The sequence below is a fragment of the Pseudodesulfovibrio karagichevae genome (assembly GCF_041414475.1).
GTDB classification, from domain to species: domain Bacteria; phylum Desulfobacterota; class Desulfovibrionia; order Desulfovibrionales; family Desulfovibrionaceae; genus Pseudodesulfovibrio; species Pseudodesulfovibrio karagichevae.
Genome location: NZ_JBGLYH010000013.1, coordinates 1 through 21,708 on the forward strand (window position 1 = coordinate 1; position 21,708 = coordinate 21,708).

20 protein-coding genes are annotated in these 21,708 nt (G+C 63.5%); 2 read left to right on the top strand and 18 right to left on the bottom strand.

Annotated elements, in window-relative coordinates; translation table 11 throughout:
- Positions 1-243 precede the first annotated feature (243 nt).
- From AB6M95_RS06505 to cutA, 7 genes are all read right to left on the bottom strand, one after another.
- On the bottom strand, positions 244-894 hold the full coding sequence (locus tag AB6M95_RS06505; protein WP_371385929.1) for a histidinol phosphate phosphatase domain-containing protein: 651 nt from the start codon (positions 892-894) through the stop codon (positions 244-246).
- 7 nt (positions 895-901) lie between these two features.
- Positions 902-1,396 (bottom strand): bifunctional nuclease family protein, encoded by a 495-nt coding sequence (locus tag AB6M95_RS06510; protein WP_371385930.1) that lies wholly within the window; start codon positions 1,394-1,396, stop codon positions 902-904.
- The gene (miaB, locus tag AB6M95_RS06515) at positions 1,390-2,736 is read right to left on the bottom strand and encodes a tRNA (N6-isopentenyl adenosine(37)-C2)-methylthiotransferase MiaB (protein ID WP_371385931.1); all 1,347 of its coding nucleotides are present in this window, start codon (positions 2,734-2,736) and stop codon (positions 1,390-1,392) included. The genes AB6M95_RS06510 and miaB overlap by 7 nt, the downstream gene beginning before the upstream one ends.
- Before the next feature lie 72 nt (positions 2,737-2,808).
- Positions 2,809-3,396 carry an adenylyl-sulfate kinase gene (locus AB6M95_RS06520; protein WP_371385932.1) on the bottom strand — a complete coding sequence of 196 codons (588 nt, stop codon included), beginning with the start codon at positions 3,394-3,396 and terminating at the stop codon, positions 2,809-2,811.
- A gap of 3 nt (positions 3,397-3,399) precedes the next feature.
- On the bottom strand, positions 3,400-4,482 hold the full coding sequence (locus tag AB6M95_RS06525; protein WP_371385933.1) for a phosphotransferase family protein: 1,083 nt from the start codon (positions 4,480-4,482) through the stop codon (positions 3,400-3,402).
- 30 nt (positions 4,483-4,512) lie between these two features.
- Positions 4,513-5,448 carry a carbohydrate kinase family protein gene (locus AB6M95_RS06530; protein ID WP_371385934.1) on the bottom strand — a complete coding sequence of 312 codons (936 nt, stop codon included), beginning with the start codon at positions 5,446-5,448 and terminating at the stop codon, positions 4,513-4,515.
- Positions 5,449-5,519: 71 nt separating this feature from the next.
- Positions 5,520-5,840, bottom strand: coding sequence for a divalent-cation tolerance protein CutA (gene cutA / locus AB6M95_RS06535; protein WP_371385935.1), 321 nt, complete (start codon positions 5,838-5,840; stop codon positions 5,520-5,522).
- A 119-nt stretch (positions 5,841-5,959) separates the two neighbouring features.
- Here cutA and nth point away from each other — a divergent pair, with 119 nt between their 5' ends.
- On the top strand, positions 5,960-6,595 hold the full coding sequence (gene nth / locus AB6M95_RS06540) for an endonuclease III (protein ID WP_371385936.1): 636 nt from the start codon (positions 5,960-5,962) through the stop codon (positions 6,593-6,595).
- The gene (gene tgt, locus AB6M95_RS06545; RefSeq protein ID WP_371385937.1) at positions 6,595-7,713 is read left to right on the top strand and encodes a tRNA guanosine(34) transglycosylase Tgt; all 1,119 of its coding nucleotides are present in this window, start codon (positions 6,595-6,597) and stop codon (positions 7,711-7,713) included. The genes nth and tgt overlap by 1 nt, the downstream gene beginning before the upstream one ends.
- A gap of 9 nt (positions 7,714-7,722) precedes the next feature.
- Here the strand turns inward: tgt and AB6M95_RS06550 are convergent, their stop codons facing one another.
- From AB6M95_RS06550 to AB6M95_RS06600, 11 genes are all read right to left on the bottom strand, one after another.
- Positions 7,723-9,111, bottom strand: a complete 1,389-nt coding sequence (locus AB6M95_RS06550) for a YhjD/YihY/BrkB family envelope integrity protein (protein ID WP_371385938.1) — start codon at positions 9,109-9,111, stop codon at positions 7,723-7,725.
- Positions 9,112-9,196: 85 nt separating this feature from the next.
- A complete protein-coding gene (locus tag AB6M95_RS06555) occupies positions 9,197-12,352 on the bottom strand; it encodes an AsmA family protein (RefSeq protein ID WP_371385939.1) in 3,156 nt (1,051 codons plus the stop codon).
- Positions 12,345-13,244 (bottom strand): damage-control phosphatase ARMT1 family protein, encoded by a 900-nt coding sequence (locus AB6M95_RS06560; protein ID WP_371385940.1) that lies wholly within the window; start codon positions 13,242-13,244, stop codon positions 12,345-12,347. The genes AB6M95_RS06555 and AB6M95_RS06560 overlap by 8 nt, the downstream gene beginning before the upstream one ends.
- Positions 13,245-13,376: 132 nt before the next feature.
- Positions 13,377-14,216 (bottom strand): LpxI family protein, encoded by an 840-nt coding sequence (locus AB6M95_RS06565; RefSeq protein ID WP_371385941.1) that lies wholly within the window; start codon positions 14,214-14,216, stop codon positions 13,377-13,379.
- 16 nt (positions 14,217-14,232) lie between these two features.
- Positions 14,233-15,042, bottom strand: coding sequence for an acyl-ACP--UDP-N-acetylglucosamine O-acyltransferase (lpxA, locus tag AB6M95_RS06570; RefSeq protein WP_371385942.1), 810 nt, complete (start codon positions 15,040-15,042; stop codon positions 14,233-14,235).
- Positions 15,042-15,500 carry a 3-hydroxyacyl-ACP dehydratase FabZ gene (gene fabZ / locus AB6M95_RS06575; RefSeq protein ID WP_371385943.1) on the bottom strand — a complete coding sequence of 153 codons (459 nt, stop codon included), beginning with the start codon at positions 15,498-15,500 and terminating at the stop codon, positions 15,042-15,044. The genes lpxA and fabZ overlap by 1 nt, the downstream gene beginning before the upstream one ends.
- A complete protein-coding gene (gene lpxD / locus AB6M95_RS06580; protein ID WP_371385944.1) occupies positions 15,493-16,533 on the bottom strand; it encodes a UDP-3-O-(3-hydroxymyristoyl)glucosamine N-acyltransferase in 1,041 nt (346 codons plus the stop codon). The genes fabZ and lpxD overlap by 8 nt, the downstream gene beginning before the upstream one ends.
- A gap of 4 nt (positions 16,534-16,537) precedes the next feature.
- Positions 16,538-17,053: an OmpH/Skp family outer membrane protein gene (locus tag AB6M95_RS06585; protein ID WP_371385945.1), complete on the bottom strand. Its 516-nt coding sequence runs from the start codon at positions 17,051-17,053 to the stop codon at positions 16,538-16,540.
- A 36-nt stretch (positions 17,054-17,089) separates the two neighbouring features.
- Entirely contained in the window at positions 17,090-19,813 is a 2,724-nt protein-coding gene (gene bamA / locus AB6M95_RS06590) for an outer membrane protein assembly factor BamA (RefSeq protein WP_371385946.1), read from the bottom strand.
- Positions 19,803-20,486, bottom strand: a complete 684-nt coding sequence (locus tag AB6M95_RS06595; RefSeq protein ID WP_371385947.1) for an ABC transporter ATP-binding protein — start codon at positions 20,484-20,486, stop codon at positions 19,803-19,805. Before AB6M95_RS06595 ends, bamA begins: the two co-directional genes overlap by 11 nt.
- Positions 20,479-21,708, bottom strand: a complete 1,230-nt coding sequence (locus AB6M95_RS06600; protein WP_371385948.1) for a lipoprotein-releasing ABC transporter permease subunit — start codon at positions 21,706-21,708, stop codon at positions 20,479-20,481. Before AB6M95_RS06600 ends, AB6M95_RS06595 begins: the two co-directional genes overlap by 8 nt.

A 21,708-nucleotide genomic window follows, 5' to 3' on the forward strand; every position in this document is an offset into this window, starting at 1 on the left:
AGCTCCACAGGGACATGCACCCCAGGAAGAGCATGACCATCTTGACCGCCAGGGTCGCCCCGGCGAGCAGGGTCAGGATGGAGTTGTCGGGCAGAAAGTTCATTGGTTGTACCTTTTCGGGTCTATGGGCCGTCGGGCCCGCTTCATGCGAAGAAAGCCGGGCCTCAAGCAAGCCACGGCTTTTCTGTATACCTGTACGTGTCTACGCCTTCTTGGTCACTACTCTGCGACGGATCGGAAACATCATTTCATGCATCGCTGCACGATCTTCCAGGCGTTGGCCTCGGTCTGCCGGTATTCATCCAGGGTCAGGCCCGCCCCCAGGGCGATGGTCTTGCGCAGCTCCTTGCCGACCAGATCGCGCGGGGCGTGAGCGTCGTTGTTGACCACAAGCCGGGCCCCATGCTTTCGGGCCATGGCGGCCACGTGGCCGTTGGTGTAGCTGTGACCGCCGCGCGTGGTGATCTCGAGCGCGACGCCCCGCTCCACGGCCAGCTTGACCTCCTCGTCGGTGATCAGGCCGGGGTGGGCCAGGATGTCCACGCCCGCCTCGATGGCCGCCAGGTTGGTGCCGGGGGCCACAGGCTCCACCGGGGTCTCACCGTGCATGACCACCACCTGCGCCCCGGCGTCCCGCGCGCTCTTGACCATCTCGGCGATGAGCGCGGGCGGCACGTGGGTCAACTCGACCCCGGCCAGGACGTTGATGTCAAAAAAGTGCCCGTGTTTCCTGACGAAACGGAGCACGTTCTCGAGGATGTGGTAGGTGGTCGCCTCGTCCGCATGGTCGGTCATGCACAGGGCCTTGTAACCCAGCACTTCGGCCCGGCGGACCAGTTCGGCGGGGATCAGTTCCCCGTCGCTGAAAATGGTATGGGTATGCAGATCGATCATGGTGGGCCTACATCTTGTATTTGATGTCGTCTTCGGAGAGCTTGTCCAGCTCCTCCTGCCATTTGTCGGCGTCCTCGGTCTTGATGACCGTCTGGGGATGGTCCGGGAACGCGCCCCCCGCCTCCGCCAGGACCGCCTCGCCCACCAATATGGGGCATTCGGCGCGCACGGCCAGGGCGATGGCGTCCGAGGGGCGGCTGTCCAGGCGCAGGGTCTCCTCCCCGGCCGAGACCACGATCTCGGCGAAGAAGGTCCCGTTCTCGATGTCGGTGATCTCCACGCGGTTGACGGCGCCGCCCATGGTGCGGATGGTGTTGAGCAGGAGATCGTGGGTCATGGGCCGGGGAAACGGCACCTTGTTGATGGCCATGGAAATGGCCATGGCCTCCATGGCCCCGATCCAGATGGGCAGGACCTTGGTCTCTTCCTCGTCCTTGAGGACGATGATCGGGGATTTGCCCGCCTCGTCCACTGCCAGTCCGAAAATCTCGACCTTTACCACGGTTCGCCCGTCCTCTTTCCCACCAGGGAGTGTTTCTTGGCTTCCACAATCTTCACCGGGACCATCTTGCCGGTCAATCCGGCGGTCTCCGCCATGGAGACGTTGACGATCCGCCCGGCCGGGTCGCGCCCCTTCCACGAGACGGCATCCCCGTCCTGCATGCGGCTCAACCCTTCGATGAACGCGTCGGTTTGCGCGCCCACAAGATTCTTTAGACAATCTCTAGTAATATTATTTTGCAGAGTCTGCAAGCGCAGCAACCGCTCCGAAGCCTCTTCGGCCGGGACCTTGGGCTCCATGTTCACGGCCGCCACGCCGGGCCGGTCGGAATACTTGAAGGAAAAGCTCGATTCGAATCCGACCCGCTCGACCATGTCCAGGGTCTGCCGGAAATCCTCCTCGGTCTCGCCGGGGAAGCCCACGATGAGGTCCGTGGTCAGGCTGATGTCCGGCCTGGCCGCGCGCAGCCCGTCCACGATGGAGAGGTAGCGTTGTATGTCGTACTTGCGGCGCATGGCCTTGAGCACGCGGTCCGATCCGGCCTGCATGGGCAGGTGGAGCGACGGGCACAGGTTGGGCAGCTCGCCGAAGGCCCGGATGACCTCCTCGGCGATGTCCTTGGGATGCGAGGTGGTGAAGCGCAGCCGGTCCAGGCCGGGGATGGCGGCCACGGAACGCAGGAGCTCGGCGAAGCTGACGCCCACCCCGCCCTTGTCCAGGCCGAAGCTGTTGACGTTCTGCCCGAGCAGAGTGATCTCGCGCACGCCGCCCTCCACCAGAGCGCGGCACTCGTCCAGGATGGCGTCCGGGGTGCGGGATTTCTGGCGGCCCCGGGTATAGGGCACGATGCAGTAGGCGCAGAAGTTGTCGCACCCCTGCATGATGTTGACGAAGGCCTGGCGGGACTCGTCGGCGGCCACCGGGGCGTCGGGCTGCTCGCGCTCCTCGTACAAAGTCACGAAATCGAGCAGGGCCGCGCGGTCTTCCTTGCCCGCCGCGATGCGCTCAAGCGCGTTGGGCGCACCCGCGATGCCGTCCGAGCCGAAGACCAGCTTGACGAAGGGGAAGCGCTCGAAAAAGCCGCGCCCCACCTGCTGGGCCACGCAACCGCCCACGGCCGCGAAGACGTTCTCGTCGCGGTTGAGGTGCGCGGCCACCCGGCCGAGTTCGCTGTAGACCTTCTGCTCCGGCTTGTCGCGCACGCTGCACGTGTTCAGGATGTATACCTGGGCGTCCTCGTCACCGGTCTCCTCCCACCCCCTGCTTTCCAGGGCGCGGGCCAACCACTGCGAGTCGTGGACGTTCATCTGGCACCCGAAGGTGGTGATGTGAAATTTCATATTCGTTCATCCGGCCACAGCGTGGCCGGTCCTTTTTTCAGGCCGATGTTTCGGCACGGTTAAGTCGGGCATTTAAACACTGGCGAGCCATGTGTCTACAAAGTGCAAGGTTTTTCCCAACGTCTCTTCCTTGCTCAGTCCGCTGTTGTCGATGACGAACTCGGCCAGAGGGTCCAACTCAAAGGGCGCGTCCACCCCGATCACCGCACCCAACCCATCGAATTCACGGCCTGTTTCCTTGCGCAGCAGGGCCTTGCGATAGAGGTCGGCCATGACCTTTCCGGCGGGCCGGGCGGCCTCCCGCGCCATGGCCGTTTCCAGGTCGCATGCAACGAATATTTCGGCGAATCGAGAAATTTTTTCACGCGCGATGCGACGCATGGACACCCGATGGGCCGAGCCGTCCATGATCACGTTGCGCCCTTCACAGGTGAGCCCGGCGGCCTCCTCGGCGAACATCCGGTAGGCCGCCTCACGCTCCTCCCCGGTGTATTCCGGTTCGGGGAAATAGGCCTTGCGCCGCTCGTCCATCTGCAACAGGACCACGTCCACGCCCCGCTCCCCGAGGGCGTCGCGCAGGCCGCGCGCCAGGGTGGACTTGCCGCTGCCGGGCAACCCCACCACCCAGACCGCCCAGCCGTCCCCGCTTCGCTCGGCCATACGCTACTCCAGGTACCGGTTGACGTGCTCCCAGTCGAAGACGTCGTCTTCGAGGACGTTGGCCACGAAGTTGAACAGGCGGCGGCGCACCGGCTCGGGGTGGTCGGGATACCATTCGGGCGAGGCGATGACCAGGCCGCGAAAGACGCAGAACGGGGCCAGGACCTCCAGGATCTCGATGTCCCCGGTGCGATCCAGGTACTCGCCGAAATAGGCCAGGTAGAGCTCCCGGAAGGGACCGGCCAGCTTCTCATGGTCATACAGGGACCAGAGCAGGTAGTTGACGGCCATGGAGGCCAGGTCGCCGCCCGGTTCGCCCCACTCGCCCCGGCTGCGGTCGAGCACCGAGAACTCCCCGTCGTCGGTGACGAGCACGTTCCACGGGTGGAAATCGCCGTGCACCGCGCTCAGCCGGTGGGCATATCCCTTGAGCTTCCAGCGCCAGTCGATGAGCCGCTTTTCCAGGGCCTGGAAGCGGTCCCCGCCGAAGAATGCGTAATTCCGGGGAAAAGCCTCGTCCACCAACCCGAGGATGCACTCGCTGGCCCCGAGCAGGTTGCGGATGCGCCGGGAATACAGGGGCGGGTCGTCGAGCTTTTCGGCATGCACGCGGGCCAGCCAGCGGGCGAACTCGCGGGCCGTTTCCAGGTCCCGGTCGAGCGGGCCGTGCGCCCGGATGCGCTCCAGGTCCAGGAAATAGTCGTGCCCCTCAAGCTTCTCGTTGACGATGAAGAACTCCTTGGGGTCCTCCACCGGGACGAGGGCGTCCGAGCCGTTCACATAGCCGAGCCCGAGGGGGTGGACATGCCGCTCCATACGGGCCGAGGTCTCGTACTGGAACATGAGGATGGCCGCGCGGTCCCAATAGAACTGGTGGCCGTACTTGTCGCCCTTCATGACCGAGAACACGGCCTCGCGGGCTTCGCCGCCGGTTTCGAAGCGGACGAGAAGGGGTTTGCCGTAGCCGAACCCCTTCATGCCCTGCGCGTCGAGGCTGCCGATGTCGCCCGCGCCCAAAAGCCGGGCGTCGTCGCCGTACACGCGCCGCAGATACGTTTCAATGGCCTGGACCTTGAGTTCGATCATGTCGCCCTCCCCGGCCTTGTCGGGCCTGCGCTATTCGAGCGGGCCGAAGACCGACTCGTAGCGCTCGGTGAATTCCTCCATGGTGAAGGAATGTTCCTGGGTGCCCTTGAACTCCACCGCGTAGGTGGCGCAGGTCGCGCCCAGCTTGCAGGCGTCGGCCACGGTCTTGCCCATGGCCAGCCCCTTGAGCAGCCCGGCGCGGAAGGCGTCCCCGGCACCGGTGGGGTCGAGTACTTCCCTGGCCGGGACCACGCCGATAACGGTGTCGCCGTCCTCACAGCTGACCATGGAGCCCTTTTCGCCCAGGGTGGTGATAAGATAGCCCACCTGGCCGACGATGTCCTCCTTGGTCATGCCCGTGGACTTCATGACCATCTCCAGTTCGTAGTCGTTGACTATCAGGATCTCGGCGCCGTTGATGGCCGCCTTGAGGTTGTCGCCGCCCAGGGCCGGAATCTGCTGGCCCGGGTCGAAGATGTAGGGGATGCCGTTTTCACGGTAATATTTCGGGTGATCGACCATGTCGTTGATGTTGCCCGGGGCGATGATGCCGATGGCCTCGGACGGGTCGATGCGGCTCATGTCGTACTGGCTGGGGTATTTCATGGCCCCGGGGTTGAACCCGTTGATCTGGTTGTCGGACATGTCGGTGGTGATGTAGCACCCGGCGGTGAACTCCTGCTCAATGGTCCGGATGCCGTCCAGGGCGATGCCGTACTGCTGGAGCCGCTCGTCGTAGGGACCGAAGTCCTTGCCCACCTGGCTCAGGATGGTGGATTTCTCGCCCAGCAGGGACAGGTTGTAGGCGATGTTGCCGGCCGTGCCGCCGAAACGCTCGACCAGCCCGTCCACCAGGAAGGAGACATTGAGAATATGTATCTTGTCCGGCAAGATGTGATTGGAAAACTTGTCGGGGAAGGTCATGATGCGGTCGAAGGCCAGCGACCCGGAAATGTAGATCTGCATGAATACTCCTTGAAACAGATTCGGTTGACCGGAACCTACTTGCATGCCCGTCTCCCTGTCAACGGGAGCCCTTACTCCCCGACCGTCTCCGACCGGATCCAGGCCAGGAAATCCGGGTTGCCTCCGGTGATGGGCAGGGCGACCACGCACGGGACCTCGTAGCCGTGGGCCGCCTTGACGGCCTCGGTCAGCGGTTCCACCAGGTCGTCCCGGGTCTTGGCGATGAGCACCGCCTCCTCGGCCCGCTCCACCTTGCCCCGCCACCAGTAGATGGAACGCATGCCGGGCAGGATGTTCGCGCAGGCCGCCAGCCGCCGCTCCACGAGCATTTCCCCGATGGCCCCGGCCTCCTCCAAGCTTGCGCAGGTCATGTAGATGAACGACTCGGACATGGATGCCTCCGTTTTAGGGATGATACATGGTTCGTCAAAGGACGCAACCGGGTGGTGGAATGTTTGGCGCTTGAGCCGAGCGGCCGCAGGTGCTAACAACCCTTCGACACGGAGTACACATGAACAAGAAAGAACGCGCAGCCGAAATATTCGACCGTCTCTCGAAACGGTACCCCTCTCCCAAACCGGCCCTGGACTACACCTCGGCCTGGGAACTGCTGGTGGCCACGGCCCTGTCCGCCCAGTGCACGGACGAGCGGGTCAACAAGGTCACCCCGGTCTTCTTCGAGCGCTGGCCGACGATACAGGACGCGGCCGGGGCCGACGTGGCCGAGATCGAGGACGTGGTCCGCTCCACGGGCTTCTTCCGCAACAAGGCCAAGAACATCAAGGCCGCCGCGACCCGCATCATGGAGGTTTACGACGGCGAGGTGCCCCGGACCATGGCCGAGCTGATCACGCTCGGCGGCGTGGCCCGCAAGACGGCGAGCATCGTGCTGGCCAACGCGTTTGGCGTGAACGAGGGCATCGCCGTGGACACCCACGTGAAGCGCCTGGCCTTCCGCATGGGGCTGACCGCCAAGACCGACCCGATCCGGATCGAGAAGGACCTCATGCCGCTCTTTCCGCAGGAAACCTGGGGCGACGTCAACCATCTCCTGGTCTTCTTCGGCCGGGAGGTCTGCCCGGCGCGCAAGCCCCAGTGCGACGTCTGCGAACTCAACGACATCTGCCCGAAAAAGGGAGTCAAATAGTGACCAAGCCCGGCGATTTCACCATCCACGCCACCGACAACCTGGCCCGGCGGGCCACCCTCAGCACGGCCCACGGCGACATCCAGACGCCCATCTTCATGCCGGTCGGCACCCAGGGCACGGTCAAGAGCCTGACCCCGCTGGACCTGGAGGAGATGGAGGCCCAGATCATCCTGGGCAACACCTATCATCTGTATCTGCGGCCCGGCGACGAGCTGGTGGCCCGGCGCGGCGGCCTGCACAAATTCGCCAACTGGAAACGGCCCATCCTGACCGACTCCGGCGGGTTCCAGGTCTTCAGCCTGGAGGGCATCCGCAAGCTGTCCGAGGAAGGCGTGGAGTTCCGCTCTTACATCGACGGGTCCAAGCACTTCTTCTCCCCGGAAAAGGCCATCGACATCCAGATGAATCTCGGCTCGGACATCATGATGGTGCTCGACGAGTGCGTGGGCTACGGCAACGACCGGGCCTACACCGAGAAGTCCCTGGAGATGACCACGCGCTGGGCGCAGCGCTGCCGCGACCACTACCCCAAGGGCAGCGGCGACCAGATCATGTTCGGCATCGTCCAGGGCGGGTTCTACAAGGACCTCAGGGACCGCAGCCTGGAACAGCTGCGCGGAATCGACTTCGAGGGGTTCGCCATCGGCGGCCTGTCCGTGGGCGAGTCCACCGAGGAGATGTACGACATCCTGCACCACATCGCGCCCAAGCTGCCTCATGAAAAGCCGCGCTACCTCATGGGCGTGGGCACCCCGCTGGACATCCTGGAAGGGGTCTCGGCGGGCGTGGACATGTTCGACTGCGTCCTGCCCTCGCGCAACGCCCGCAACGGGACCCTGTTCACCTCCACGGGCAAGGTCAACATCAAGCGGGCCGAATACGCCGAGGACGACTCGCCGCTCGACCCGAACTGCGGCTGCTACACCTGCCGAAACTTCACCAAGGCGTACCTGCGCCACCTGTACATGGCCAAGGAGCTGCTCTCCTACCGGCTGAACACCTACCACAACCTGTACTTCTACCTGGACCTGATGAAGCAGATCAGGAAGGCCATCGAGGACGGGACCTTCCGGGAGCTCAAGGCGAAGTACGAAGCGGCCTACGGCCAGCGGTAGCGGCCGGGATCAGACGCGCTGCGGGCAGCGGCCCGACTCTTCTTCGGGGACGATGTTGAAGATGGCGCCGGGGTACTCCTCGGCGCATTGCAGCAGGGTCAGGTTGGCCTCGCTCTCGGCCATGACCTTGCCGAGGCTGCCCAGGACACGGTCCAGAAAGCCGTACTTCTGGTCGAACTCGGCGAAGACCCGCTGCTCCCCCTCCATGTTCACCGCCCGAATGACGTCGAGCACGCGCACGTCCGACAGCTCGCGGGCCGGGGCGTAGACCTCGCAACCCGGCACCTCGGCCTGCACGGTGTATCCCGCGTGCTGCAACACCCGGAACAGGTCCGAGACCAGGGAGGCCGGGGCCATGAGGCCGTCGGAGATCTCCTCCACGGACGGCAGCGGGCTGCCCTCGTGGAACCGCTTGGCCAGCACGACCATCATCAGCACCGCGATCTTCTGCCGCTCGTAGGGCGTGGCCGTGCCGAAATAGCGCTGCTTCACGAAGGAGTTGATGTTCTGCCAGGCGTGGCTGACCTGGGCCCCGAGCAGGACGATGACCCAGCTCAAATAAATCCAGACCAGGAGCAGGGGCAGCTGGGCGAAGCTGCCATAGATGGCGTTGTACTTGACCGCCCCGATCTGCCAGTTGATGTACAGCCACTGGGCCATCTGCCACAGGACGCCGCCGACCACGCCGCCGATGAACGCGGCCCGGACGCGCACGCGGGTGTTGGGGATGAAGGCGTACATCATGGAAAAGGCCATGATGATCAGCAGGTACGGCACGGCCTTGAGGAACACGGTCTCCAGGTAGCCGATGGCCTTGAGGCTCATCAGTCTGGCGATGAAGTCCTGGTTCTGCAGGCTGAAGTTGAAGCTCGAGGCGATGAACAGGAAGATCGGGCCGAAGAGGATGATCGGGAAGAAGTCCGTGATCCTGCGCCAGGCGGACCGCCCCTTGTCCACGCTCCAGATGACGTTGAAGGCCTTCTCGATGGTCCCCACCAGGGAGAGGACGGTGAAGAGCAGCGTGACCACGCCGACCCAGCCCAGGGCCTGGACGTTGGTCCGGTCGATGTATTCGATGATCTTGTCCGCCACCTCGGGCTGCCCCGTGGTCAGGTGCAGGATCAAGTCACGCATCTTGCCGGTGTTCTGGAAGCCGAACCCCTTGGAAATGGAGAAGGCCACGGCCAGGAACGGAACGATGGACAGGATGGTGGTGAAAGTCAGAGCCGCCGCGCGGATGATGATCTGGTCCTTCACGAAACTGAAGCCCACCAGATAGAGCATGCGGCAGGCGCCCCGCCAGGTGCGTAGCAGATACGGGGTATCCGGGGTGTTGCGCTCCCAGATGCCCTCCACCAATTGCCTCTTCAGCTGTATGACCTTCCGCGCCAGACTCATGACCGCTCCACGTGGGAATAAGGGTTCAACCCTGTTTGTCGCTTACACTCATGGCGGGCGCGCAGGCAAGCCGGCCGCGCCCTGATCAGAACAGATCCCGCAGAAATTCGAAGGACTTCTTGGGCAGGCTCAGGATGTTCAGCACCGTGTCGTTGAGAATCCTGCCCGTGGGCACCTCCACCTTGGGGTCGGTCAACTTGCCCGTCAAGCGCAGGGTCACGCTCGGGACGGCCACGAAATCGTTGCGGATGGACACGTTGATGGAGTTGGCGGGCAGGCTGAAACTGCCTTCGCCGTAAGCCTGCAACACGGGCGGGGCCTCCAGCCGGAAATTATCGAGCGTGAACACGCCCTGCTTGACCACGGCCTCACAATTCGCCCGGCGGAAAACCGTGCGCCCGTTGGTCTTGCGCTGCATATTCGCGCCGATCTGCGCGCCCCGGCCCGAGTCGGCCGGTTTGGGTTGCAGGTCCCAGCCGGTGAACTTGAACGAACCGTTGGTGATCCGGACCGAGGCCGTGCCGTTCAGGTTCGCCAGGATGTCGTCGTCGGTCCGCCCCGCGCTGCTCAGGTCCGCCTTGATGTCCGTCTCGCCCCGCAGGTATTCGCGCTCGGCCATGTCCTGCATGAGCGGACCGGCCTGCATGCCCTTCACGTCCAGGACCAGGTGCAGATCCAGGGCCTTCTCGCCCGCCTTGGCCTCCAGGTCCGCCTTGAGGTCCCCGTCATGGAGCTTGCCGCGCATCTTGGACAGATGGATGAGCCCCTCGTTGGCGCGGACAAATCCTTCCAGCGATTCGCTGCGGATGCGGGCCAGGGTGAACTCCTGGAAAAAGACCTTGCCGTTCAGCTTGAGGGAGCGAAGAAACTTCAGGGGCAGCTCCGTGGGCGTGGACTCCGGCTCCCTGCCCGCACGGATGTCGCCCAGCGTGGGGGCCGGTGCGGGCGTCAGATAACGGTCCAGGTTGAAGGCCCCGGCGGCCAGGGAAAAGGCGAACAAGGGCTGTCTGTAGCCGGTGCCGACCACGTGGCCCTTGACCGGCGTGCCGTCCAGCTCACCGCTCAATTCGCTCAGGGTGAACCCTTCGCCGTCGGCCTTGAACTGGGCCTGCACGGACGCATTGCGCAGGGCGTCGGCATCCTTGGTGCGGATGTTCGTGCCGGTCAGGAGATAAATGATGCGCTTGGGGTCGGCCTGGGCCAGGGCCAGGCTGCCCTCCACCCGCCGGTCCTTGGCCGACCCGGCCAGCCGGGCGTCGCCCTTGAGCGTGGTTTCCATGAACTGGAGCACGCCGTCGGCGAGGGAGGCGCTGCCGTCCTTGGAGTCGAAGGCCACGGTGCCGCCGAAGGTCAGCCGCTTGGCCTCCTTGGGCAACAGGGGCGAGGTCAGGTAGCCGTTGACGGCCATACCCGGGCTCCTGGCGCGGAGCTCGTCTATGGCCGAGGTGAGCGGTCCTTCCACCGTGGCGTTGACCATTTCCAGGTTGCCGCCGCTGCGCAGCTTCAAGCCCGCCGACAGGATCGAATTCCAGAGCCCCTTGCCACCCGCCCCGTTGGGGCGGACCTTCAGTTCCAGGTCGGCCTTGGTATAGGCCAGGGAAAGGGGGCCGCCCTCTCCGCGCTCGACCGAGGTCCTGCCCTCGCCCAGGGAGAGGCGGACGAGCCCGCCGAGATGCCGTACGATGTAGATGGAACGTTCCTCGGGCGGACAGGACATGGCCGGGACCGAAATCTCCAGGTGGATCTTGCCCGGCCCGGCCACGTTCAGCGGGGCCCGGTGCAGGAACTTGAAGCCGCGCCGCTGGGATTCGGCGTCCACCACGCCGTTCAGGGCCAGGGTCGGCGCGCCCTTCTTGTCCGTGCCCAAGGCAACGGTCATGCCCCCGCCCAGGGAGGCCATGCCCTCACGGATGGCCCCGGCGTCGAAGGCGATGCCCTTGTCCGTGGCGGCCACCTTCAGGCGGATGTCCGAAACCAGGGTGTCGAGGACCTTGAACCCGTCCGCCCGGACCGTGCCGCCGCCCCGGAAGGCCCGGAAGAACGGCAGACTGAAATCGTCCCAGATGAACGGAGTGCCGGTGCGGAACAGGGGAAGATAGCGGTCCAGGTCGATGGTGTCGGCGCGCAGGGCGAAGTCGAAGACCGGTTTGGTCCACCCCGTGAAGCCGCATTGGCCGCGCACGGTGATGTCGTCCAGGGTCAGGATCAGGTTCTCGAAGCTCGCGCCGTCCTCGGTGACACGCACGAAGGAGGCCACGGCGCTGCTGTCCAGCCCGTCCACGTCCTTGATCGGCAGGTCCGGGGCGTACCGGGCGATGAGCTTGCGCGGGACGAAGGGGTGCACGGTGACGTGGCCCCTGAAGTCCAGCCCCTTGTCCAGGTCGCCGCTGGTCACGTCCCCCTCCGCGAGCAGGCCGAACAGGCTGGCCTTGAAATCGTCGAAGGTCACGGTTCGCTTGTCCCAGTCCAGGTACACCTTGGCGATGAATTCGCCGGGTTCGGCATTGTCGGGCAGGAAGTCCCCATACACCTTGGCCTGCACGCTGGTCTGAGAGAAGACCGGCGGGGTGCCGTCATCCATGACCCGGACCATGCCTTTGAGAACGAGGTCCGCCACAATCCCCTGGTCGGCCCAGGAGAATCCGCTCTTCAGGGAGAACGGCACGTCCTCGCCCATGGTCACGGTCCCGGTGTGGATGTCGATGCCGGAAAGTTTGTACTCGGTGGCCCCCATCTCGTCGCGGAACGCTATGTCGGCGGCCGTGATCTCCACGCTGTCCACGGCAAAGGTCCACCCCTGGTCCAGGGGGGCGCCGGCCCCCTTCTCCCCGCTCCGCTCCACCAGGGATTGCCAGTTGAAGACGCCCGCCTTGTTACGGACGACGACTCCGTGAACCCCGTTTAATTCCAGGGACTCCACTTCGAAGCGATGGGAAAGGAGCGGAATGATCCGCACGCTGATGCTGATGTTCCTGAACCGGGCCGCCTGGCCGTCGCCAAAGCCCGGGGCCTCGCCGATGGCCAGATTCTCCACGGTTAGGGCCAGCCGGGGCCAGACCGCGATGTCCAACTCCCCGCCCAGCTCGACGTGACGGGCCAGGACGGCCTCCAGGGTCTGGGTGAAACGCGACCGGAACTCGCCGGTGTCGATGTAGTAGGACGCCCACAGGAGCATGCCGGTGCAAACCAGGATGACGGCCACCAGGCATTCGACGAGTATGCGCGGCATCCGTTTAAGCATGCTCTTTCCCGTCTCCGCCGTCCTTTCGTTCACGGACGCTCATGCACAGGGCGCTGGCCCCGAACCTGAGGCCGGTCTTGCGGGCGATGCGCGGGCACTTGACCTTGAAGGCGCAGAACACGCCGGGCCAGATTCCGTCCAGGGCCTCGAAGTTGCCCTGCCCCTTGCTCAGAATGACGTCGCTGCGCCGCATGCGCTCGATGAATTCCGCGGTGCAGCGGTTCAGGACCGTGCCAGGCGTGTCCGCACCGGACTCGACCACGGGGCACAATCGGGTCATGCCCACGGCTTCGGCGTCCGCCATGGTGGCGTCGTTGAGCACGGGCCGGGAGCGGACCGCGTAGGTCACCTCGCAGCCGAGACGGGTCAGTTCGCGGACCAGCAGGGTGTCCAGGACGATCTCGCCGGTGTTGTCGCCCAGGATGAGCACGGACGCGCCGCCGCAGACCCGGCCGCGAAAATCCGCCAGCACGTCCGGGGACACGGAATCGGCCACCTCGGCCAGTTCCTTTTCCAGATCGAACTGGAGCTCCACGCCCCGGTCGATGTAGTTGCCGATGATGGCCAGCTCCAGGGCCAGCCCCAAGGGATCGCCCGCGCGCCGCTGGGCCTCCACCCGCTCCTCGAGGGACGGGAGCAGATTGATGACGAAGGCGTTGGCCGCCCGCTTATCCTCGGCGTACAGGTCGGTGCAGCCGGAAATCTCGCGGACCAGTTCGGCCAGCCTGCGGGCTATGGCAGGCGGGGGCTCGTCCATGTCCAGCCGGGGAAGAAGCGCTTCCCACCGGGCCACGATCTCTTCCCGGAGGGCCGGGTCGTCGGGGCAGGCGATCTCCGCCTCCCGGACCGCCATCCGCCTGAAACAGGGCATGCATTCGAGGGCTGTATCCATCAAAAATCCGTCCGTGAAAAGACAACAAAGGCGCCATGAAAGTTATGGCCAACCATAACTCCATGACTTCAAAGAGTAATCGCACAACGCCCCGCCATTGGCAAGGCGCCGGATGGAATCATTTGGAAGATGTCAGGAAGATGCGGGAAAGGAATCCGGGGTCAGGCCGACCACGGTGATGCCCGCCTTGTCGGCGAACTCAATGGCCGCCTCGCGGTCGAAGAACAGGCTCTTGCCCGCTTCCACGCCCAGGCAGGTGGCCTTGCCCTCGGCCATCAGCTTGATGGTGTCCAGGCCGAGGCTCGGCAGGTCCACCTCTTTCTGCTGGCCGGGTTTGAAGACCTTGACCACCGTGCACTCCGGGCCGCCGTAGGAAAAACCACGGCGCAGGGTCTCGTCCGTGCCCTCCAGGGCCTCAACGGCGGCCACGATGCCCTCGCGGACGACTACGCACTGGCCCACGTCCAACCGGCCGAGTTCCTTGGCGATGTTCCAGGCAAACCGGAGATCGCCCCACTCGCGCTCGTTCGGCTCGCGGCGGGTCATGACCCCCTCGGGGGAGAGCAAATCCGGCATGTACTCGTGGGCCGGAACCACGGTCATGCCCTCCTTCTCGAACTCGCGGGCGATGATGCCGAGAAGCGCGGAGTCGCCTTTGTCCTTGCGGCCGAGGATGAGCTTGATGGCCCGCATGTCCAGGTGGCGGATGTCCATGACCTTGGGCTTCTCGATGGTTCCGGCCATGATGACCTTGTCCACCTTCTCGTCCTTGAGGAAGCTGATCAGCTGGTTGAGCTTGCCGAGCTTGAGCTCGCGGAAGACATCGGCCAGGGGGGCCACGTCCATGTTGGTGTGGCCGGAAAACCCGGCCACCACGAGCCGGTGGCCCCTGGCTTTGACGCCACGGGCCACCAGGACGGGAAACTGCTTGCCTCCGGCAATGAGGCCGATGGTGCTGATGGGCTCGGTCATGCCGCTCCGCAAAGGGTTAGTGGCCGTTGGCGCAGCGCTGCTTGTGATCGGGCACCACGCCGTTCTTGCTCTCGCGGATGAACGAGACGAGACGGTCCACATGAGGGATGCCCTTGATCTCCTCTTCCACCTGAGCCAGGCTCTGTTCCTTGGTCAGCCCGGAACGGAAGATGATCTTGTAGGCCTTCTTGAGCGCCTTGCAGTCGGCGGAGTCGAAGCCGTTGCGCTTGAGCCCGATGAGGTTGGGGCCGAAGAGCATGCCGCGCACGCCGTGGGCCAGCATGAACGGAGGCACGTCGAGCTTGTAGCCGCTGGCGCCGCCCAGGAAGGAATACTCGCCGATGCGGATGAACTGCTGCACGGCGGACATGCCGGAGATGGTCACGTTGCGGCCCACCTCCACGTGCCCCGCCAGTTGCACGGCGTTGGCCAGAATGACGTGGTCGCCGATCTTGCAGTCATGGGCGATGTGCGAATAGGCCATGAACATGCAGCCCGAACCGATGACGGTCTCCTGCACGCCCTGCACCGTGCCGCGGTGGATGGTCACGCACTCGCGGATGATGTTGTTGTCGCCGATGCGCGTATAGGTCGTCTCACCCTTGTAGGCCGAATGCTGCGGCTCGCCGCCGATGACGGCGTGCGGGTGGATGTGGTTGTTCTTGCCGATTTCCGTGTTGGACTGGATGACGCAATGCGTCTCCAGGAAAGAGCCGTCGCCGATCTTGGTATCGGCTCCCACCACGACGTACGGGTCGATGCGGACATCGGCTCCCAGCTCTGCCGAAGGATGGATGATGGCGCTGGGATGAATCTGACTGGACATTACATGTCCCCCTTATTGGCGATGGCGGCCGAGAATTCGCCCTGACAGGTCACTTGCCCGTCCACTTCGGCGATGCCGCGCATCTTCCAGATGTTCAATTTTTGTTTTTCAAAATGCACATTCATGATCAATTGGTCGCCAGGAACCACGGGCCTGCGGAACTTGACCTTGTTGAGCCCGGTGAACAGGAAGACCTTGTCACCCAAAGGCTCGTCAAAGGAATTCATGACGAAGATCGCGCCGGTCTGGGCCAGGGCCTCCAGCTGCAGCACACCCGGCATGACGGGCAGGCCGGGGAAGTGCCCCTGAAAGAACTCCTCGTTCATGGTCACGTTCTTCATGGCCTTGAGGCGGACGCCCGGTTCATATTCGAGCACTCGGTCCACCAGCAGGAAGGGATAGCGATGCGGGAGCATCTCCATGATCTTGCGTATATCAAGTGGGAATTGATTACTCATCGCTCACTCCGGCGGCCGCTTTCAGGGCGGCCAGTTCTTTTTCCATGTTCTTCACCCGCTTGAACAGCTCGGGCAGCTTGGGCGTACACACGCCCACGGCCTTGAAGTAGGCCTTGGCCGGGATGGCCGGGCTGCCCGCCAGCTTGGCGCCGGGCTCGACGTCGCCGAGGATGCCGCTCTGGGCGGCGACCATGGCGCCGTCGCCGATCCTGACGTTGTCCGGCACGCCGGTCTGGCCCGCCAGGACCACGCCGTTGCCGATCACCGAGGAACCGCCGATGCCGGTCTGACCGATGATCAGACAGTGTTCGCCGATCTCGACGTTGTGGCCGATCTGGACCAGGTTATCGATCTTGGTGCCGCGTCCGATGCGGGTGGTGTCCAGGGCGGCGCGGTCGATGGCCGTATTGGAGCCGATCTCCACGTCGTCCCCCACGGCCACGGTGCCGATCTGCGGGATCTTCATGTGGCCGAACGGGGTCTGGGCATAGCCGTAGCCGTCTCCGCCGAGCACCGCGCCGGGCTGAAGGATGACGTTGTCGCCCAGCGTCAGCCCGCCCATGACCACGCAGTTGGGATAGAGGATGCACCCCTTCCCGATGACGGTTCCCTCACCCACGTAGGCCCCGGCGAAGATCACGGTGTCCGAACCGACCACGGCACCCTCGCCCACGAAGGCGAAGGGATAGATGGTGGCGGTTTCGGCCACGTCGGCGTCCGGATGGACAAAGGCCAGCGTGTGCACGCCTTCAAGGCAGCCCTGCGGACGCGCGAACACGTTCGCCACCCGGGCCAAGTCCATGTACACATTCTCGCTGAGGAGAGCGCACGGAACCTTGGCGGCATAAGAGCCGGATGTGAGGACACATCCGGCCTTGGTGGTTTCCAGCTGGTGCAGATACTTGGGATTGACCAGGAACGACAGGTCGTCGGGACCGGCCTTTTCCAGGGTGTTCACCCCGGCGATATCCCTATCCGCGCCGGTGTATTCCAGGCCGAGCTTTGCGGCCAGGGCGGACAGCTTGATGGTCATTCACTTACTTTCCGGCTTTATGGGTCTTGTCGAGTTCCTTGACGAGCGCGTCGGAGATGTCCAGGCCGTCGGCGATATAGGCCAGGCCGGGGGTCTGCTTGTCGAAAGCCAGGGTGTAGCCGTGGGACTTGCAGTAATCCAGGACGACCTTTTCGAGCATCTTGAGCACGGGCTTGCCCAGCTCGTTCTGCTCGGCCTGAATGGCCTTCTGGTACACGGAGAAGTCCTCGTTCCAGTCACGGCCGCGACGGCGCATCTCGGTGACCTTGTCTTGCAGGACCTTGCCCTGGAAGGCGTTGCTGTCGATCTGCATTTTCAGCTTTTCGAGATCCTCGCGCTCCTTCTTGAGCTGCTCGCCGCGAGCGGTGAACTTGGCGTCGAGCTTGTCGCGCACCTCCTGGCCATAAGCGGATTTCTGCATGACTTCTTTGGTGCTGAAGACCGCAATCTTGGTTTCGGCGAAGGCCACGGCCTGGAACAGGAAGAGAAAGCAAACGGCAAACAGACAGATCTTTTTCATTGTATGACTCCTTAACTGATTGAAAACGATGTCGGGTTAAAATTGCTGGCCCATCATCAACTCGATGGTGTGCTGCTTCGAGTCGGCCAGATCGTCCAGGGCGTATGCGTAGATCAGGCCCACCGGACCAATGGGGGAATACCAGTTCACGCCGACGCCGACGCTCTTGTAAAGGCCGAACGAGGGCTCGCCCACACTGCCGCGCTCCACGGACTCGAACCACTCCTCGTCTTCCTTCCAGGAGTTACCTGCGTCGAAGAAGCCCAGCGCCACGATGCCGAGCTCGTTGCTGATGGGACGCTTGAGTTCGATGTTCGTGTAGAAGGCCTTGTTGCCGCCGACAGCAGCGTCGGAGTTCGGTCCCTCGGTAGGCGTAATCAGGTAGTTGGAATAGCCGCGAACCGTGTACGCGCCGCCGAGGTCAAACCGCTGTGCAGCGGGCACTTCGTCGTCGCCCAAGTTCTTTTGCAGGTAACCGGCCCAGAATTTGGAATGGAAGACGACCTGCTCAAACACCGGATGCCACCATTCGAACTCACCGGTGTACTTGATGAAATTATCGGTGCCGCCGATGGGGCCGCCGCCGAAGCGAATGCTCAGTTTCGTTCTGGTGCCCGTGGTGGTGCTACGGAAATCGTCGCGGGTGTCCCGTGTGACCGTGCCGCCCACGACGGAGGCCAGGTGCGATCCCTCGTCATTCTTGATCTTGTTGGAAGCCCTGCTGGTGACATCCTTGATTTCGTAGGCCTCGAGGTTGTAGTCCCACTTGAGCTTGGTATATTCCCCGATGGGGTAAACGAGGTCCATCACGCCGCCGTTACCGGAGATGGTGTACTGCGTGTAGTCCGTGGACCGGCTGTAGAGCTTGGCGCCGAAACCGAGGTCGGTGTCGTTGATGTGCGGGTTGGTGAAATGCAGCACGTACTTGGTGCTGGACCCGCCGATCTGACCATTGAAGCCCACGTCGTAGCCACGGCCGAAAAGGTTCTTCTCGGAGATTTCACCGCCGAAGAAGACGCCGTCATAGGTGGAGTAGCCCACGCCGCCGCTGATCTTGCCGGTGGCCTTGTCCTTGACCTTGACCACCAGGTCCATTTCCTCGGGATTGCCCGTGGGCACCGGGGCGATGTCCACCTTCTCGAAGAAGTCGAGGTTGGTCAGCCGCTGGCTGGAGCGCTTGAGCTTCTCGCCGCTGAACTGGTCGCCGTCGGCCAGACGCATCTCGCGCAGGATGACGTTGTCGCGGGTGACCATGTTGCCTTCGATGAGCACACGGCGGATATGGACGCGCTGGTGCTTGCTGATCGTATAGACGACGTTGACGATCTTGGTCTCGGGGTTGTCGTCGAGCTGCACGCCCACATCAGCGTAAGCGTAGCCGTAATTATTGTAATAGGCGGTCAGGGCCGAGACGTCCTCCCTGAGGATGAGCCGGTCGAAGTACTGGTCCTCCTGCCTGAGTTCGTCGATCTTGGTCACCTGCATGAGCTTGGACGGGTCGTCGATAAGGTCCCCGGTGAAGGAGGTCGTGCCCATCTTGTAGCGGTCGCCCTCCCAGACCTTGTAGATGACATCAATGCCGTCGTCCTTGATCTGCACCTCGGGCTGGCCGACCTTGGCGGTCAAGAAGCCCTTGGACTGATAGTAGGCCATGATGGCGGCGGCGTCGCGGTCAAGGAGCTCCTCCTTGAGCACGCCCGAGTCGTCGATCCAGGAAAGCCAGCCGCGCTCCTTCAGGGCCAGGACGCCCTTGATGTCTTCGGGATCGAGCTGCTTGGCGCCGTCGATGATGACGTGCTCGATGTAGAGCTGCGGGCCCTCGTCGATGGCGAAGGTCAGGCGGGCGATGCCGGTGCCCGCGTCCTCGATCTCCTGGGTGACGTTGGCCTTGTAATAGCCTTCCTTGCGGTACATCTCGCGGATGACGCGGATGTCGTCGGCCAGGACCTTGGGGTTGACGACGCTGCCCTTCTTGGTGGAAACGGCCTCGAGGATGTCGGCGGAGTCGATCTCCTTGGCCCCGCGCACGCCGATGGCCTGGATGCGCGGTTTCTCCTTGACCACGAAGACGACCTTCTTACCGTCGTCGACGTCCTCGACCCTGACGCGGACGTCATCGAAGTAGCCGAGGTCATAGACGTTCTTTAACGCCGTGTTGATGGATTTGGCGGTGATCATGTCACCTTTCTGCATGGTCATGCGCATGAGGACCACGTCCTTGTCCAGGACCTTGGTGCCCTCCACGTCGATCTCGGAAACGATATCCAGGCGCAGGAGGTCCATGCGCATGCGGTCCACCAGGGCGTCCACCGCAGGCAGCAGGTTGATCAGCCCCTTCTTGGTGACGGAAATTTTCTTGCCCGGGTCCTTGGCGTAGGCGTCGACCAACCGGGCGTCGATGGTCAGGTTCTCCCCGATCTGGTTCAGGGAGCCGTAGACGGAAAATTGCGCCCCGGCCAACAGGGCTATCTCGCGTGCCTTGTCCAGGTCGAATTGGGTGTACCCCTTGTCAGTCACCATCCGGGCGACCTCTTCGGGCGCGATGACCTTGAATCCGGCCTCCTTCAGGCGGTCGGTCAGCAACTCGGGCAGGCTGTCCTTCAGATAGCTCAGGTCATCGCCGGCATTGACCTCGAAAGGCAGCACGGCGACGGAAATGTCCTGGTTGAGCTTTTCGGCGGCATGGCCCGTTCCGGCGGCCAGCAGAAAGAGGACGGCGATCATCCCCATCGCCAGACCGCGAGCGAGATTACTGAGCATAGAGTTCTCCTGAACGCAGTTCGAAGCGCCGATGCATCATCGCTGCGAGTTCCGGATTATGTGTCACGACGATAAAGGTCATACCTAATTCATTATTTAGTGAGGTCAGCAGCTTGCCGATCCTGGAGCCGTTTTCCTCGTCGAGGTTGCCCGTGGGCTCGTCGGCAAGGAGGACCTTGGGGCGAAGGAGGATGGCCCTGGCTATGGCCGCCCGCTGCCTCTCGCCGCCTGAAAGGGTCGTTACCTTGTGTTCGAGCCTGTGCGCAAGTCCTACCATGTCGAGGGCCTCCCTTGCCATGCGCAACCCCTGGTTGCGCCCCTTCCCGGCAATGAAGGCGGGCATCGCCACGTTCTCCAGCGTGGAGAACTCGGGCAGAAGATGATGAAACTGGAACACGAAGCCTATTTCCTTGTTCCGCAGTTCCGCCCGCTCCCTGTCTCCCAGGGTGCCGAGGTCGACACCGTTCAAGTAAATCTTTCCGCTGGTCACGGTGTCCAGCGTGCCGAGCATGTGCAGCAGCGTGGTCTTTCCGGACCCCGACGCCCCCAGGATGGCCAGGGACTCCCCGCGGGGAATCTCCAGGTCGACTCCGCGGAGCACGCGGACCACTTCGGACGGCCCGTCGAACTCCTTGCTGACGTCAATCAGTTGGTATATCGCCTCCCTACTCATAACGCAAGGCCTCCGACGGACTCAGGCCCGCCGCCCGCCGGGCGGGATAAATGGTGGCCACGAAACAGAGCAGGAACGCGGCGGCGCCGATGGTGAAGAGGTCGAGCGCCTCCAGCCGGACGGGCAGGTAGTCCACGGGGTAGACGTTGCTCGGCAGCTTGATGAACTGATATTCCTTGAGCAGCAGGCTGAGCGGCACTCCGATGAGGAAGCCGATGAACGTCCCGGCCAGGCCGATGAACGTCCCCTGGAACATGAAGATGTTGCGGATGCTCTTCTTGTCCGCACCCAGCGACATGAGCACGGCGATGTCCTTGGTCTTCTGGATGACCAGCATGACCAGGGTGGTGACGATGGAGAAGGAGCCCACCAGGACGATCATGGCCAGAATAATGAACATGGCCGTCTTCTCAAGCTCCAATGCGGCGAAAAGATTGGCGTTCATCTCCTGCCAGTTGCGCACATAGACCGTGAACGACGAAATCTTGTCGCGCAGTTCGCGGGAGATCTCCTTCACGTTGTAGACGTCGTTCACACTGATCTCGAGCCCGGAAACCACGTCGCCCTTGAAGCCGAGTAACTGGCGCGCGGCCGGGATGCTGACGTAGCCCATGGAGGAGTCGTATTCGAACATGCCGGTGCGGAAGATGCCGGCCACGGTGAAACGGCGCACCTTGGGCGTGAACCCGGCCGAACTGGACCGGCCCGACGGCGACAACAGGTTGACCAGGGACCCCTCGGTCAGGCCCAGCCGCTTGGCCAGTTCCGAACCGATGATGATCCCGGGGAAGTCCCCGTCGTCGTTCAGGCGGGACACGCTGCCGCTGATCATGTCCTTGGACAGGGACAGGACCGAGGATGAAGTGGCCGGGTCGATGCCGCGCAGGACCACGCCCTTGACCCCGGTGCGGGTGGAAAGCATGACCTCGGAATAGACGAAGGGCGTCACACCCGTGACGCCCGGAACCTTTTTCGCCTCGTCGGCCAGTTCCTGGTAGTCGCTGATGCCGCCGCGCATGGACGTGATCAGGATATGCGCGTTGACGCCGAGAATCTTGTCCCGCAGATCGGTCGAAAATCCGTTCATCACCCCGATGACCACGATGAGCGCCCCCACGCCGATGGCCACGCCGCAGATGGCGAAGAGCGATATGACGGAAATGAACGACTGCTTCCGCAGGGCGAACAGGTATCTCAGTGCGACAAAGGTCTCAAACCGCAT